Here is a 13,020-nt window from a genome sequence, read left to right on the forward strand (position 1 = left end):
GCGCAGACTGCTACGAGATGTTGCGACCGAAGCCGACGCTGTCTTCGCGAGTGCATGTGTGGCAGGAGTTTCGGGGATGACACGCCAGGGTCCTGCGTGTCATTCCCCGCTGCCCCGCCGCGCTTGCGGATCGGGGAGGCCGGCGGCCAGGCGAGTCGGCGATGGAAGGCCTAACCTAATTGAACCGTGGCAGTGGCGCGGCCGAAGAGCTTCCGCCCCCTGGACGTGGCGTCGAGCGCGATCGAAGCCACCTTGGTTATCGGATCGAGCGCCCTGACGCTACCCGTCAACTTTACGTCGCCTCCGTCGTTCGCATCAACGAAGACGGGGCTGATGAAACGGACGCCGTGTTCGCGGACCGCGCCGGGATCCCCGGCCCAGGATGCGATGTATCCAGCGCTCAGGCTCATGGTCAGCAAACCGTGCGCTACCACGTTGTCCAGACCGGCCAGGACCGCGACGCGGCTATTCCAGTGGATCGGGTTCACGTCACCGGAGACACCGGCGAAGTTGACCAGATCGCCGCGCGACAGCCTCACGGACGCAGCACCTATGTCGTCTCCGACTGAGACATCGTCGAACTCGAGGGTCGGGCGTGGAGTGAACGGCATAGCCGGTAGGGGCAATCCGGTCACCTCGACCATCGGGGCACGGGCTCCTGGCGCGTCTTGCCTTATCAGCCGTTTCGCTGCCCGAACGAGCTTCTCATCGACGATGCCGTCGGAGCGAGCTACCGCAGCGGTTCGGATGGTTTGCACGAGTCTTTCGCCGCAATCGATGACATCGGTGCTGAACACGAACTTGTCCTGGCCATGACTTCGACGGAATGATCGCAGGCTGATCAGGCAGTTCAGTCGATCACCGGACCGAATCGGGCGGTGCGAGAGGATGTACTGCTCGGTATGCAGCACCTGAGTGACGTCGTAGCCCGGCAGCAGGTCCCCGAAGATATGCTGTTGCGCAACGGCACTCAGGATTGCGGTGAAGGTGATCGGGGCGATCAGCTTGTCGTGTCCCAGCGCTGCGGCGGCTTGCTCGCGGTAATGGGCTGGATGTTTCGCCTGGACAGCGTTAGCAAACTCGCGGATTTTTTCTCGACCGACGTCGTAAGGGCCGCCGGGTAGCAGATGCGCCCGACCTGTCAGCGCATGTGTTATCCCGGCGAGCCGGTCGCCGCACGGGCTCTGTGTCATGACGAGGCCTACTGGGCTTGTTCGGCGAGGAGAAACCGCACGACATCGATATACCTGGTACGGAAGTAATCCGCGCCCCCGGTCAGGTACTCCATCCGGTCCACACCCCCGAACTCTTCGTGATCCTGCGAAACGAATCCGCCATCACCGCGTGGTCGCGCTCCGAATTGGCGCAACTGTAAGTACGACTCGGGTGGAGGAAACCGTGAGTACGCGCCCGCGCTGAAGCTGTGTTACCCGATTTCCGACGAGTCCGGTCAGGCTGAACGCCTGCATGCAGGCTTGCGCGGCCTGCCGACCAGCGAGGTTCGATACTCCGTGGTGTCCGGGCATATCTCAGTAGGGTTTGTGCCGCCCGAACGCGCGCGCTCCCAGTCATGCGGGAAATGATAGGCAGCGTTGCGACCCGAATCACGGATTTCAGTGACTGGCACCGTCATTCGGCGATTTGGGCGGAGACAGATGCTTCTCGCTCGAGTCGCTGTGGCGATTGGGCTGACGTCACAGGTCTCACGTCATGAATGTTATCGACACGTTCGGCTGCCGTTGTCTTCGAGACAGCCCGCGCCCTCACGACATTGTTGACCGTCGACCAATCCGGCAGATCCCGCGCAACGAATATCTACCGATGCGGCGCGAACGGCCTGCAAAACGCGCACAGTTGCTGTAGCCGCATCGACCGCCGTTGCTGTAAATACATCAGCAGTTGGTGCAATGTCATGTTCGCGGCGTCGCACACTCCGAATTCGTTGGACCGCTGATGTCGGCGTGAGAATTCCACAACCACTTCGGCACGAAGATTGGAGCGAAACCCCGATGATTACCCTTCCGTCCACAGTTCAGGTCGGGCTTTTCTACCGGAACTTGACGTCGCTTGTGATCGCTGGTGCAGTACCCGCTGCCGCGTTCGTAGCCGGCAGCGTCCCCGTCCCTGCTGATCCGCGGCCGCCGGTCATCTCTTTGTCGGCGCAGCATGATTCGGCGACAGCTGCCCGCCCGGTAGCCTCGGTCGACAACCCAACGGTGTTCGGAGCGATCCACTCCACCGGCGTCCGGTGCGTCGACGCCTTTGCGGGGGACAGTGTCGTGCTGGTCGGTGTCGGTCGGCATGATGTCGCACGGCCGGTGCAGATTCCGGACCGGGGCGCGTTCTCAGCGACCGATCGTCAGCCATTTCAGACGCGGGGTCTGACGGCGATCGCCGAGTCCGTGGCGCCGAATGAGGTGCCGGAAAACCTGATCCGTATCGGTAGCTTCCAGACCGATCGACCGGAATGGCTGAGTACCGAACAGGGCGGGCAAATCAACGACGCGGCAGCCGACGCGGAAGCCGGCTTGGCGCGCACGCTGGATTCGGCAGGTATCGAGCCAGCGCGGTCTGACCGAATCGCCAGCGATGTAATCGGCTCCGCCGCGATCGGTACCGCAGTAGGTGCCAGTGTCGGTAGCACCGTCGCATCCCCGATTGCGGCGACCGGCGCGATCGTCGGAGCGGTCGCAGGCCTCATCGCCGGACTCCCGTTTGCGCCCATCGGGTTGCTCGTCGTTCCCGTAGTTGGGGCCGCGATAGGTTACGCGATGGTCGCAGCACCATTCGTTGCTGTCGGAGCGGCCGTCGGAGCGGCTGTCGGAGCGGCAATCGGCGCCGCCACAGGCGCTACGGCACCGCTGGTCACCACCGAGTAGTCGACTGGTTTGTCGGCGCGTCGTTGCTGCCGGTCGGCGAGTGGATTGAGCCGACCGGTTTGCTTGGCCTCGACCTTTACGGTCGTTGACAGTCGTCATTGATACGACCGGCACGTACGACCGCAAGGCCATCTCGAAAAGGTGACATTCATGAATCAGCAGTCAGCGCAACCGTTCACGTCCGGAACGGGAGGTAGTGTCGAATCGCACGGTGCCAGTTCATAGCGTGGATTGGCGAATGCATCTCGACGACTCGATTACGCCGTGGGCTGTTCCCGAGGATGTCCATGATCGTATTCGAACGGTCATCGAACAACTCGGTCTGGAGATGAGAATCGTCGATCCGAGTGCTATTCCTCGACACGTTTTCTCAATACCTCATCAAAGAGGCCAATGCTTTCGCATAAAGCATGACGAGTGTCCGTCAAGGCTCCATCTCGACAATGCGTCCAGCAGCGTGAAGCGGATGCCGCCGTGACGGTGACGCCGGTCTCGAAGGTTGACGCGATCCAGCCCCAGAGTAATGTTAGCACCGTGTACATTGAGGCCGACCGAAGGGAAACGAAATGTTCGCGGTGACGCTGGAGGGCTACGGCGGTCCGGAGGTCATGAAGTGGGCGCAGGTCGACGACCTGCCCGCGCCGGGCCCGGGTGAGGTGGCGGTGGACGTGGTCGCCGCGGGCGTGAATCGCGCCGACATCATGCAGCGACAGGGCTTGTACCCGCCGCCCCCTGGTGTCAGTGACATCCTCGGCCTCGAGGTTTCCGGGACCATCGCCGCCGTCGGCGCGGGGGTGGAAGGGTGGCGACCCGGTGACGCGGTGTGCGCCCTGCTGGCAGGCGGTGGCTACGCCGAGCGCGCCAACGTCCCGGCGACCCAGTTACTGCCGGTTCCCGACGGGGTGAGTCTGACCGCCGCCGCGGCGCTCCCCGAAGCCGCCGCCACCGTGTGGTCGAACATCGTGATGGCCGCTGGCCTCCGCGCGGGCCAGACGCTGCTGATCCATGGGGGTGGCAGCGGGATCGGCACGCACGCGATCCAGGTCGGGCGCGCGCTGGGTGCTCGGGTGGCGGTGACGGCCGGATCGTCGTTCAAACTGGATCGCTGCCGGGAACTCGGTGCGAACACGCTGATCAATTACCGCGACGGCGATTTCGTGAGAGTGGTGACCGAGGAATACGGCGGCGCCGACGTCATTCTCGACATCATGGGAGCCGGCTATCTGCCGCGAAATGTGGAGGCGCTCGCCGAAGGGGGCGACCTCACCATCATCGGCCTCCAGGACGGCGCTGTCGCCGAACTGAACCTCGGCCTGATGCTGTTCAAGCGGGCATCGGTCCACGTGACGAACCTGCGCCGTCGCCCCGAAGTCGGGCCGGGCTCCAAGGCCGAGATCATCGCCGAACTGCGGGCGAAGCTGTGGCCGTTGATCGCCGAAGGTGCTGTCACCCCGGTTGTCTCCGCGGAGGTCCCCGTCGTCGACGTCGCCGAGGCGCACCCGCTGCTGGACTCCGGTGAGACCGTCGGCAAGGTGCTGCTCACCATTCGCGAACCCTGACGCGACCGGATCCGGTCAGGCGGGTGTGGGGCCCGGGAGTTCGAGCACCGCGAAAACGGTAGTGCGGACACGATCTTCGAGCGCCTCGGCGCCGAACTTCCCGTGCAGGTAGAGGAACGCCAGGCCGTGGACCAGCGCCCACATCGCGGTCGCGAGGGATTCCTCGTCGGCATCGGGAAACGCCTGCCGCACAATCGCTCTGACGTACTCGTGGATCGCGGTCGTGGCGGCCACGCGTTCCGGGCTGGTCGGATCGCATGGATCGGAGAACATCACCCGGAACAGCGCGGGCCGGGCCAGCGCGAACCGAACATAGGCGACCGCGATCGCGGCGAGATCCTCGGCCGTGCTCGGCGCTGGGCTGGCGGCCACGAGCTGTTCGGCCAGATCGCGGTAGCCCACGGCGGCGACCGCCGACAGCAGCGCGTCGCGATCGGCGAAGTGGCGGTACGGTGCGGCGGTGGATACCCCGGCCCGGCGGGCGGCGGCGCGGAGCGAGAGGTCTACCGCCCCGTCCTCCTCGAGGAGCTCCATGGCAGCGTGCACCAGCGCGCTGGGGAGATCACCGTGGTGGTACGGGGTATTCGACGGTGCCATGGGATCAATTTAGCAAGTGTTGACATTGCTTACATCTATCCCTGCCGCCAGCGCTTGCGCACGAATATAAGCATTGTCAAATTTGGCAATCAGAACTTTAATGCCCAGCCTCCTGGCGCACAGAACAGTCCCCGGTAGTCTCCATCGAATCCCTGAACCTCAGTCGTCGCTGACCGCTCCGGTGTTCGACTGGCTTGCCGGGGGCTTAGCCGGATCTCTGAGGAATGTAACCGCCGTTATCGGGACGTCTCCTTCAACCGCGGCGCACTCTTCGGTGTTCCGGTATATATCCAGTCTCCTCTGGATCAGCCATCAGTCAAGACCTGAACCGCAGGTTGTGGCGGTATTCTGCCGCGGTCGCACCGTCCCCGGCGCGGGGCACCGTCCCTTGGGTCATCCACCTGGGCGCACGAGGTCGTTCAGCTGCTGTTGGATGCGGTCCAGCGCCGTGCGGATGGCCTCGATCTGGGCGTTGAGTTCGGCGATCGTTGCCTCGTCCACCGGCGGCGTCTCCAGTCACCGCTTCGGCTCACACAGCCGCGCCGGAGCCGACACCAAACACCCGCACACCAAACGGTCCTTACATCTTCACGGATCGAAACCGAATCCCTGGCAGAGCGATAAGGAGAATCTGGTTTCGAGTCCGCGAAGAAGGCGAGGAGAATATGCCAATTAGTTCAAGGAAGTCCAGTACTGGCGGAAGCATGCCGCGGAAAGCGAAATGCCAGCGTAGCGAATCGGGCACAAATCTGCTGGCATGTGAAGCATCGTCGATCATACGGCCTGAAAGGAGCGCGCCATGAGCGTCATCCGTTTCGATCTCGTTGACACCCTCGGACGCATAACGCTGACGAGGGCACCGTACAACCATGTCAGCGTCCAGTTCAACACCGATCTGGCCGCCGCGGTGCACGACGCCAGTGACAGCGACATCCGCGCGCTACTGATTCAGGCCGAAGGCCCCAACTTCTCCGTCGGCCCAGCTCTGGACGAATGGGCCGGCAAGAGCTACAGATGGTTTCGTACCTTCGTCGCCGAGATCACCAGCACCTACCGCGCGATCGAAGCCCTCGAGATACCGGTTGTGGCCGCCGTCCGCGGCCAAGCCGTCGGGGGTGGCCTCGAGCTGGCGCTGTCGGCGGACTTTATCGTCGCCGCCGACAACACCCTCATGTGGTGCGCAGAGGTCGGCGGGGGGCAACTCCCGCTGGCTGGTGGCTACCAACGCCTGGCCAGCCTGATCGGGCCGTCTGCGGCGCGCCGCATGGTCATGCTCGGCGAACCCACCCCGGTCACCACGATCCCCGCGGTTGCCGACTACATCGTGCCCGACGATCAACTCGATGACACCGCGCTACGGCTGGCCACGAGACTCTCGCACGGCCCCACCCGCGGCTACGCCGCAGCCAAATCCGTGCTCAAAGCCTGGTCGGCGGGCGGCATCGCCGCAGCCGACAGGCTCATGCTCGACCTGACCATCGGGCTGTTCGACACTGAAGACTCCCACAACGCCCTCGACGCACTGCTAGGCGCACAGGCGCGCGGCGAGCAACCGGCCACCGGCGCCGACTCGCCCGGCATTACATTCACGGGCCGCTGAGTCGTAGAGGCAACGAGCGCGAACCCGCCACCCACGCAGAATCCGGTGATGCCGATCGCACCGGGTGCACTCGGAACGCCCGCCAACAACTTACTTGCCGCCGCGATGTCGTCGGAGGTCGACTTTGTAACCATGAGATTGGACCAGCCGCAGAATCTGGTTGAGCCGCATGATCACGTAGTCCAGACTCTGTTGCGACAGCCGATGGATCAGGGCCCGGTCGAAAGCCACGATCAGCATCGCCGGATCGTGCACAAAATTGAACAGTGCGCCGAAGATGATGACTTTCATTGCTCAGGGAGAGCACGAGCATGGTGTCACAGAGTTTTAGTCGGTGCCGCGGGATGCCTTCCATGACGCGCTCGCCGAGGCCATCGCCGCCTCGGGCCGACCCGCTGGCAATGTCGCCTCGGGCCAGATCGCCGAGGTCCTGGCCGCAGCCGGCGAGGGGTGGAAGCACCGCGTGGCCGATCGTCCGGAGTTCGTCGACAAGCTCGCCCTGGCCGTGGGTGTCGTGTTGCGGCCGTAGGCCATACAGTGCTGATTGTCCGCCAACAACACTGGCGCGGAAGTCATCGGTCGGGCGGCGTCGAGTCGGCGGCAGCGAACGTGGGCGGACTGCCTGCTGATCCCGCCGACCTGAGGTGACAGGTCGGCGGTGCTGTGCAGCTAGTCCAGAACTTCGCGCAGTGTCGACGCGCGCGATCGGTGGACGGTCGAGAGTGCCCGGGGCATTAGAACTGGGACCGGCTGAATATTGTTGGTTTGCAACAACTTCGATGAAGCGAAGCGTCATTGGTCGAAAGGAGGCGGGTGTGATGTGACGGCTCGTGTCTCGGGCGGCCGGATTGTTCGGCGCCGGGCGGTCGTATTGCTGGGTGTGTGCGTTCCCATGTTTGATGTGCCCTACAGGCACACTGGAGGACCGAGTCTGACCTGGGTTTTCTCGATATGGTCATTTCGGGATTATCCGAAAATCCCGCTGACCTGCGGAAATGCTGTCGCGGCTTTGTGCCCTCGGCAGGATTCGAACCTGCGACACCCGCTTTAGGAGAGCGGTGCTCTATCCCCTGAGCTACGAGGGCTTGCTAGTGGACGTCGGGGAGTCTACCGGGTTGGAGGCGGGGATCAGAATCGCTGGCGCGTCGGGGGTGGGATGGCCTGTCGCGGCGAACTGTCGGAGGCTCGGTTTCGGCGACGCCTGTTCTGGTTTTACGGCTCTTCGGTGCCGACTGCCACGATGTAGTCCGCTCACGACCCTCGCGTCCACAACCCGGGACGGCTGAAGGTTGATCGCAGCACCGGGTCGACTCTGCGCATGTCCCGGTCGCTTAGTCGCTTGCTGAGGTGGTTGGCCAGCGGTGGATAGGCGTCGCTTCGCGACGACGTCGCTGAAACCGGCCTCGGTCGGCGCTCGACGGTACCTGCGGATATCGAAATGTTCCGATTGTGCAATATGCCCGATAGTTCTCGGATGATGGCGCGGTGTAGGGCTCAGCGAAAAACCTTTGTGTACAAGGGGAAATGAACGGCTGATTCCAATGCGGTGACCTTGGTGCATGATTCGTCCACGCACAGCAGCGCATCTGCGAAATCTGTTGCTGGACGCTTGAATGGGCTGGGCCGACGCGCCGACGCTCGGCAGGAACGCGTCTGATGGTCCCGCGCTGCCGAACCGAATGAAAACGGTTCTGGCTCAGACTTATACGTCGTTCAGATTGCGTACCGCTGCTCATCGGAGCAGGGACCAGTCAAATATTGAACAGCTCGAAGGTGTTGCTGGTGTCCTGAATAGGATCGCGGTAGACGCACGTTAGGCTCCTCGCCATGACGACGACGACCACACCTGGGATGTCTACTGAAGATGATGTACGGCCGACTCCGACGCAGGGCCGGCGTATTGTGAGCCGGTTGAGCTCGTTCAGACCGCGCCCAGCACATGCGTCGCTAATTGTTTCGGGAGTGGTGGCCCTCAAGTCTTTTGAAATGTCTTTCGATGCTTTGCACGATCTTTCGATACGCAATCTGGTTGCGCCCGAACTGGCCTCGAATGTCCCGATCGCCATCGACGGCTTGGTGGTCGGCTCCATCATCGCCACCGCCTCGTTCCGGAAACAAAGCATGGGCTGGTGGTATGCCACCGCATTGTTCGCCCTCTCGACGCTGGTCTCGGTTTCCGGAAATATCCAGTACGCCCATGAGATCGGCGGCGGCATCGTATCGATGGTGATCTACGCCGGTATGCCGGTGACGATGCTTTTCGCCGTCCATCTCACGTTGATGCTGTCGGAGCGCGGCAGACAGATCGCGGGGGAGAAGGCGGCTGAAATTGCCTCCGCCGCCGACGAAGCCGGTAAGTCGGAGCGGACCACCGAACCGATTACCGTCGGAAAGCTCGAGGTCCAGCCGCTCGAGGCCGTTGCATCCGGGCTCGCCGGACGGCCGACGATCGTAGTCGGATCACGCCACCGGTCCACTTCGCTGGAAGCTATCGAGCGACCAAAAGTGGTCGCCACCGCAGTGCAGAACTAACGACGCATGCTGCTTGACCAAACCTCAGTCCCTCAGATTTCTGGATGGAGCACATAATGGCCATGTCTGTGTGGCAAGACCAAGGCGTAGACCAGTTTCGGGACATCGCGGGCCGATTGGCCTCGATCATTCAAAGCAGTTTGGATCGATCGGGCGCGATGACACAATTCACCGACGCGCTCGGCAGTGCCGAAGCATTCACCGACCTGATGATCGAATACTCGGGGCGCTGGTTCGCTGAGACCGGTGGCCGCTCGACCCTGATGGGCCCCGAGCTGTTTTGGATGTTGTCCGAGCCCAGTCCGCGTCGGGGTACCCAGTCCGGACTGCGCGGCCAGGAATCACTGGCCGATTCTGAAACCAGTGCTGGGCACCGAGGCCGAAAATTGCTCTTGATCTGTGTTTTTGAGGCACTCGCCCAAAGTCAATGGTTGCCCGAGGGGGTAGCGGAACATTCGATGACGAACGGAATAGGTTAATCCGTCCGCGAGCCGCATTCGTGAGCGGACCAGTCGATCATGGGACGTCTGGTAGCCGCAGGTCTGGGGTGGATGGGTCAGGCCGCCGGTCACCCATTCCGCCCCACACCCTGCCGCCGCGCCGCGCTCTGTGGCTCGGGGTGGTTACTGTGCGTAGATCCGGTCAGTTCACCGAGGTTCGCAGACTCGCGGCCTGTGCCTCGTCATAGTCCTCGAGGTCGAAACTCTTTGTCTTCCAGCGATAGAGCACAGTCGCGCCCGGCCAGTTATTGGTGATGCGGCCCGCGGCATTGCGGTACCAGCTCGAGCAGAAGTTCCACGGTGTGTCCTTCAGCCGCCGCTGCAACCATCGATCCCAGTTTTGCTCCGCGGTCGCCCTGGCCGCGAGGTAGCGGCCGGGCCGGTCGGTGAGGTACTCGACAACCTGACGAATGTAGCGGGCCTGGGATTCGAGCATGTAGATGATGGAACCGGCCCCGACGTTGGTGTTCGGGCCGTACATCATGAACAGGTTCGGGAAATGCGGAACGGAAACGCCGAGATAGGCGCGGGCGCCCTCGTCACCCCAGACGTCGGCGAGCTTGCGGCCGCCGGTGCCGTAGATACTCATCGGTGCGAGAAATTCGGTGCCCTTGAAGCCGGTGCCGTAGATGATGACGTCGACCGGATGCTCGACGCCATCGGAGGTGCGGATCCCCGTCGGTGTGATCGCCTCGATCGCGGTCGTCTCCACCGCGACGTTCGGCTGTGCCAGCGCGGGAAAGTACTCGTTGGAGAACAGGCCACGCTTGCAGCCCGCGGCGTAGTCGGGGGTCAACTTCGCGCGCAGTTCGGCATCGGGGACGTGCTTGGCGCGATGCCGGTCGGCGAGCGCGACCACGGGGGCCTTCATGGCCGGGATGTCGGTCAGCGCGAGCGCCAGCACCTCGAAGGTCGACCAGATCGCGAACCGTTCGGCCATCCGCGTCGGCGGCAGGTATTTGAACAGGGCCTTGTGGGCAGTGCTGTATTCGACGTCGAACTTCGGCAGCACCCACGCCGCCGACCGCTGGAACAGCGTGAGGTGCGCGACCTGCGGCTGGATGCGCGGAATGTATTGGATCGCACTGGCTCCGGTGCCGATGCAGGCCACCCGTTTGCCGGTGAGGTCGACGCCGTGGTCCCACTCGGCGGAGTGGAATGCCGCGCCGGTGAAGGTATCGATACCGGGGATATCGGGCATGGCGGGGCGTGACAGCTGACCGACGGCGGGGATGAGGATGTCCGTGGTCATGGTCGCGCCGTCCGCGGTGCTGACGGTCCAGCGGCCGGTCTGCTCGTCGAACTCGGCGTCGGTCACCTCGGTGCCGAAGCGGATGTACCGCTGTAGGTCGTGCTTCTCGGCGACGCCGCGCATGTAGTCGTGGATGTCGCGCTGCTCCGAAAACCGTCGAGGCCAATCGGATTTGGGTTCGAACGACCAGGAGTACAGCGGCGACGGCACGTCGCACGCGGCCCCGGGATAGGTGTTCTCCCGCCATACGCCGCCGAGATCCTCGGCGCGCTCCAGCACGGTGAAGTCATCCACTCCGGCTCGGCGCAGCTCGAGCGCCATGCCGAGCCCGGCGAACCCGGCTCCGATAATGATGATGGACGGCGTCGTCATGCTGCGAGCTTAAGCGGGCTGTCGGCGAGCACGAAGACAATCCGGGTCGCCGAATCAACATTTTCGGCCATGCGCGGGATGTCACCTGTTGGCTGATCGGCGGACGATAAGGGGAAGTTGCGCGTCGTCGGGTGCTCGTTGGTTCTGTCCGATCATGGTGGCCGGGTCGGCTGCCCGGCGACGCTACTTTCTGCTGGGCTGCTGGGCGAGTGTTGTTGGAGCTCACCGCCATGTTCTATTATCTGCGTATGAATGCAGATAGCGAGCCATTGGTCCCTCCGCTGGCGGAGGACCAGGTGGGGCTGGTTGTCGAAGTGTTTCGGATGTTGGCCGACCCGACCCGGGTGCAGGTGCTGTGGGCGCTGGTCGACCGTGAGCTGTCGGTGAACGACCTGGCCGGTCACATCGCGAAACCCGCGCCATCGGTCTCCCAGCACCTGTCCAAGCTGCGAATGGCGCGGCTGGTCCGAACTCGACGGGCCGGGACGACGATCTTCTACAGCCTGGAGAACGAACACGTCCAGCAGTTGGTTGTCGACGCGGTCCACAACGCCGAACACGCGGGGCCCGGCGTGCCGCCGCACCATCGCGGCGAAACTGTGGTGCGCGAGTTGCCCACCCGGGATCGGGCTGTGTCGGAATGAGCCACAGCCACAGCCACAACCACAACCACCGGCCGGGACACGATCACCCCGGCGGACTGCGGGGGATTCTGCGGGAGATCTTCGCGCCGCACAGCCACGACGTCGCCGACAGCGTCGACGATGCGCTGGAGGCCAGTGCGGTGGGCATTCGCGCGGTGAAGATCAGCCTCGGCGTGCTCGGGCTCACCGCGGTGGTGCAGGTGCTGATCGTGGCGGCCTCCGGCTCGGTTGCGTTGGCGGCGGACACCATTCACAACTTTTCGGACGCGTTGACCGCGGTGCCGCTGTGGATCGCGTTCGCGCTCGGTCGGCGGGCGGCCACTCGCCGCTATACCTACGGCTTCGGGCGCGCGGAGGATCTCGCGGGGCTGTTCGTGGTCGCGATGATCGCGTTGTCGGCCATGGTCGCCGGGTACGAGGCGGTTCGGCGGCTGCTCGATCCCGTGCCGATCGGGCATCTCGGCTGGGTCGCCGCGGCGGGCGTGATCGGGTTCCTCGGGAACGAGACGGTGGCGCTGTATCGGATCAGGGTCGGGCGGCAGATCGGTTCGGCCGCACTCGTCGCCGATGGCCTGCATGCGCGAACCGACGGATTTACCTCGTTGGCAGTGCTTTTCGGCGTCGCGGGAGTGGCTCTCGGTTTTCCGTGGGCCGATCCGATAGTCGGCCTGCTGATCACTTTCGCCATCCTGGCGGTACTGCGCACGGCGGCCCGAGATGTGTTCCGCCGCTTGATGGACGGCGTGGATCCGGTTTTGGTGGCCACCGCGGAGCAGGCGCTGGTCGCCGAACCGGGTGTGCTCGGTGTGCGCAGCCTACGGATGCGCTGGGTCGGTCATCGGTTGCATGCCGACGTCGAGCTGGACATCGCATCGACCGTCTCGCTCGCCGATGCGCACCGGGTGGCGCACGGCGCAGAGCACGCACTCACCCACGCGGTCCCCAAGCTGGATACCGCCCTTGTTCATGCCTACCCGGCGCATTCGGGCTGACCCTTGGAAACTGAGGGCGCACGCCTTTAGGTGCTCGGCACAAAGTTGTCCAGCGGACACCTCGCGTGCGGCCTACCGTTCGGTAGCATCGCC

12 protein-coding genes and 1 tRNA gene are annotated in these 13,020 nt (G+C 63.9%); 8 read left to right on the forward strand and 5 right to left on the reverse strand.

Going from position 1 to position 13,020, the window contains the following annotated elements; translation table 11 throughout:
• Window positions 1–170: 170 nt before the first annotated feature.
• The gene (locus ACLMAJ_RS33445) at window positions 171–1,193 is read right to left on the reverse strand and encodes a fused (3R)-hydroxyacyl-ACP dehydratase subunits HadA/HadB (protein WP_412017891.1); all 1,023 of its coding nucleotides are present in this window, start codon (window positions 1,191–1,193) and stop codon (window positions 171–173) included.
• A gap of 1,023 nt (window positions 1,194–2,216) precedes the next feature.
• On the opposite strand from ACLMAJ_RS33445, the gene ACLMAJ_RS33450 reads away from it, so the two are divergent.
• Together ACLMAJ_RS33450 and ACLMAJ_RS33455 are read left to right on the forward strand one after the other, a co-directional pair.
• Window positions 2,217–2,879 carry a hypothetical protein gene (locus ACLMAJ_RS33450; protein WP_412017892.1) on the forward strand — a complete coding sequence of 221 codons (663 nt, stop codon included), beginning with the start codon at window positions 2,217–2,219 and terminating at the stop codon, window positions 2,877–2,879.
• A 566-nt stretch (window positions 2,880–3,445) separates the two neighbouring features.
• Window positions 3,446–4,438, forward strand: a complete 993-nt coding sequence (locus ACLMAJ_RS33455) for an NAD(P)H-quinone oxidoreductase (protein WP_412017893.1) — start codon at window positions 3,446–3,448, stop codon at window positions 4,436–4,438.
• Between the two features lie 15 nt (window positions 4,439–4,453).
• Here ACLMAJ_RS33455 and ACLMAJ_RS33460 read toward each other — a convergent pair whose 3' ends face one another.
• Window positions 4,454–5,035: a TetR/AcrR family transcriptional regulator gene (locus ACLMAJ_RS33460; protein WP_412017895.1), complete on the reverse strand. Its 582-nt coding sequence runs from the start codon at window positions 5,033–5,035 to the stop codon at window positions 4,454–4,456.
• A 799-nt stretch (window positions 5,036–5,834) separates the two neighbouring features.
• Here ACLMAJ_RS33460 and ACLMAJ_RS33465 point away from each other — a divergent pair.
• Window positions 5,835–6,635, forward strand: coding sequence for an enoyl-CoA hydratase/isomerase family protein (locus ACLMAJ_RS33465; protein ID WP_412017896.1), 801 nt, complete (start codon window positions 5,835–5,837; stop codon window positions 6,633–6,635).
• Between the two features lie 90 nt (window positions 6,636–6,725).
• On the opposite strand, the gene ACLMAJ_RS33470 is transcribed toward ACLMAJ_RS33465, so the two are convergent.
• Window positions 6,726–6,926, reverse strand: a complete 201-nt coding sequence (locus ACLMAJ_RS33470; protein WP_412017897.1) for a hypothetical protein — start codon at window positions 6,924–6,926, stop codon at window positions 6,726–6,728.
• 43 nt (window positions 6,927–6,969) lie between these two features.
• On the opposite strand from ACLMAJ_RS33470, the gene ACLMAJ_RS33475 reads away from it, so the two are divergent.
• On the forward strand, window positions 6,970–7,164 hold the full coding sequence (locus ACLMAJ_RS33475) for a hypothetical protein (RefSeq protein ID WP_412017898.1): 195 nt from the start codon (window positions 6,970–6,972) through the stop codon (window positions 7,162–7,164).
• A 483-nt stretch (window positions 7,165–7,647) separates the two neighbouring features.
• Here the strand turns inward: ACLMAJ_RS33475 and ACLMAJ_RS33480 are convergent.
• Window positions 7,648–7,720, reverse strand: a tRNA-Arg gene (locus ACLMAJ_RS33480).
• A 742-nt stretch (window positions 7,721–8,462) separates the two neighbouring features.
• Between ACLMAJ_RS33480 and ACLMAJ_RS33485 the strand changes: the two genes are divergently transcribed.
• Together ACLMAJ_RS33485 and ACLMAJ_RS33490 are read left to right on the forward strand one after the other, a co-directional pair.
• Entirely contained in the window at window positions 8,463–9,167 is a 705-nt protein-coding gene (locus ACLMAJ_RS33485) for a DUF2637 domain-containing protein (RefSeq protein WP_412017899.1), read from the forward strand.
• 56 nt (window positions 9,168–9,223) lie between these two features.
• Window positions 9,224–9,646: a hypothetical protein gene (locus ACLMAJ_RS33490; RefSeq protein ID WP_412017900.1), complete on the forward strand. Its 423-nt coding sequence runs from the start codon at window positions 9,224–9,226 to the stop codon at window positions 9,644–9,646.
• A 163-nt stretch (window positions 9,647–9,809) separates the two neighbouring features.
• Here the strand turns inward: ACLMAJ_RS33490 and ACLMAJ_RS33495 are convergent, their stop codons facing one another.
• A complete protein-coding gene (locus ACLMAJ_RS33495; RefSeq protein ID WP_412017901.1) occupies window positions 9,810–11,291 on the reverse strand; it encodes a flavin-containing monooxygenase in 1,482 nt (493 codons plus the stop codon).
• A gap of 248 nt (window positions 11,292–11,539) precedes the next feature.
• Here ACLMAJ_RS33495 and ACLMAJ_RS33500 point away from each other — a divergent pair, with 248 nt between their 5' ends.
• Together ACLMAJ_RS33500 and ACLMAJ_RS33505 are read left to right on the forward strand one after the other, a co-directional pair.
• Window positions 11,540–11,935, forward strand: a complete 396-nt coding sequence (locus ACLMAJ_RS33500) for an ArsR/SmtB family transcription factor (protein ID WP_412017902.1) — start codon at window positions 11,540–11,542, stop codon at window positions 11,933–11,935.
• Window positions 11,932–12,927: a cation diffusion facilitator family transporter gene (locus ACLMAJ_RS33505; RefSeq protein WP_412017903.1), complete on the forward strand. Its 996-nt coding sequence runs from the start codon at window positions 11,932–11,934 to the stop codon at window positions 12,925–12,927. Before ACLMAJ_RS33500 ends, ACLMAJ_RS33505 begins: the two co-directional genes overlap by 4 nt.
• The last annotated feature ends 93 nt before the right edge of the window (window positions 12,928–13,020 follow it).

Source organism: Nocardia arseniciresistens, from assembly GCF_046764875.1.
Classification (GTDB): domain Bacteria; phylum Actinomycetota; class Actinomycetes; order Mycobacteriales; family Mycobacteriaceae; genus Nocardia; species Nocardia arseniciresistens.

Excerpts from the sequence above, each read along its gene's own strand:
- ACLMAJ_RS33445 (WP_412017891.1), bottom strand. The coding sequence starts at position 1,193 with ATGACACAGAGCCCGTGCGGCGACCGGCTCGCCGGGATAACACATGCG.
- ACLMAJ_RS33455 (WP_412017893.1), top strand. The coding sequence starts at position 3,446 with ATGTTCGCGGTGACGCTGGAGGGCTACGGCGGTCCGGAGGTCATGAAG.
- ACLMAJ_RS33460 (WP_412017895.1), bottom strand. The coding sequence starts at position 5,035 with ATGGCACCGTCGAATACCCCGTACCACCACGGTGATCTCCCCAGCGCG.
- ACLMAJ_RS33465 (WP_412017896.1), top strand. The coding sequence starts at position 5,835 with ATGAGCGTCATCCGTTTCGATCTCGTTGACACCCTCGGACGCATAACG.
- ACLMAJ_RS33470 (WP_412017897.1), bottom strand. The coding sequence starts at position 6,926 with ATGAAAGTCATCATCTTCGGCGCACTGTTCAATTTTGTGCACGATCCG.
- ACLMAJ_RS33485 (WP_412017899.1), top strand. The coding sequence starts at position 8,463 with ATGACGACGACGACCACACCTGGGATGTCTACTGAAGATGATGTACGG.
- ACLMAJ_RS33490 (WP_412017900.1), top strand. The coding sequence starts at position 9,224 with ATGGCCATGTCTGTGTGGCAAGACCAAGGCGTAGACCAGTTTCGGGAC.
- ACLMAJ_RS33495 (WP_412017901.1), bottom strand. The coding sequence starts at position 11,291 with ATGACGACGCCGTCCATCATCATTATCGGAGCCGGGTTCGCCGGGCTC.
- ACLMAJ_RS33500 (WP_412017902.1), top strand. The coding sequence starts at position 11,540 with ATGAATGCAGATAGCGAGCCATTGGTCCCTCCGCTGGCGGAGGACCAG.
- ACLMAJ_RS33505 (WP_412017903.1), top strand. The coding sequence starts at position 11,932 with ATGAGCCACAGCCACAGCCACAACCACAACCACCGGCCGGGACACGAT.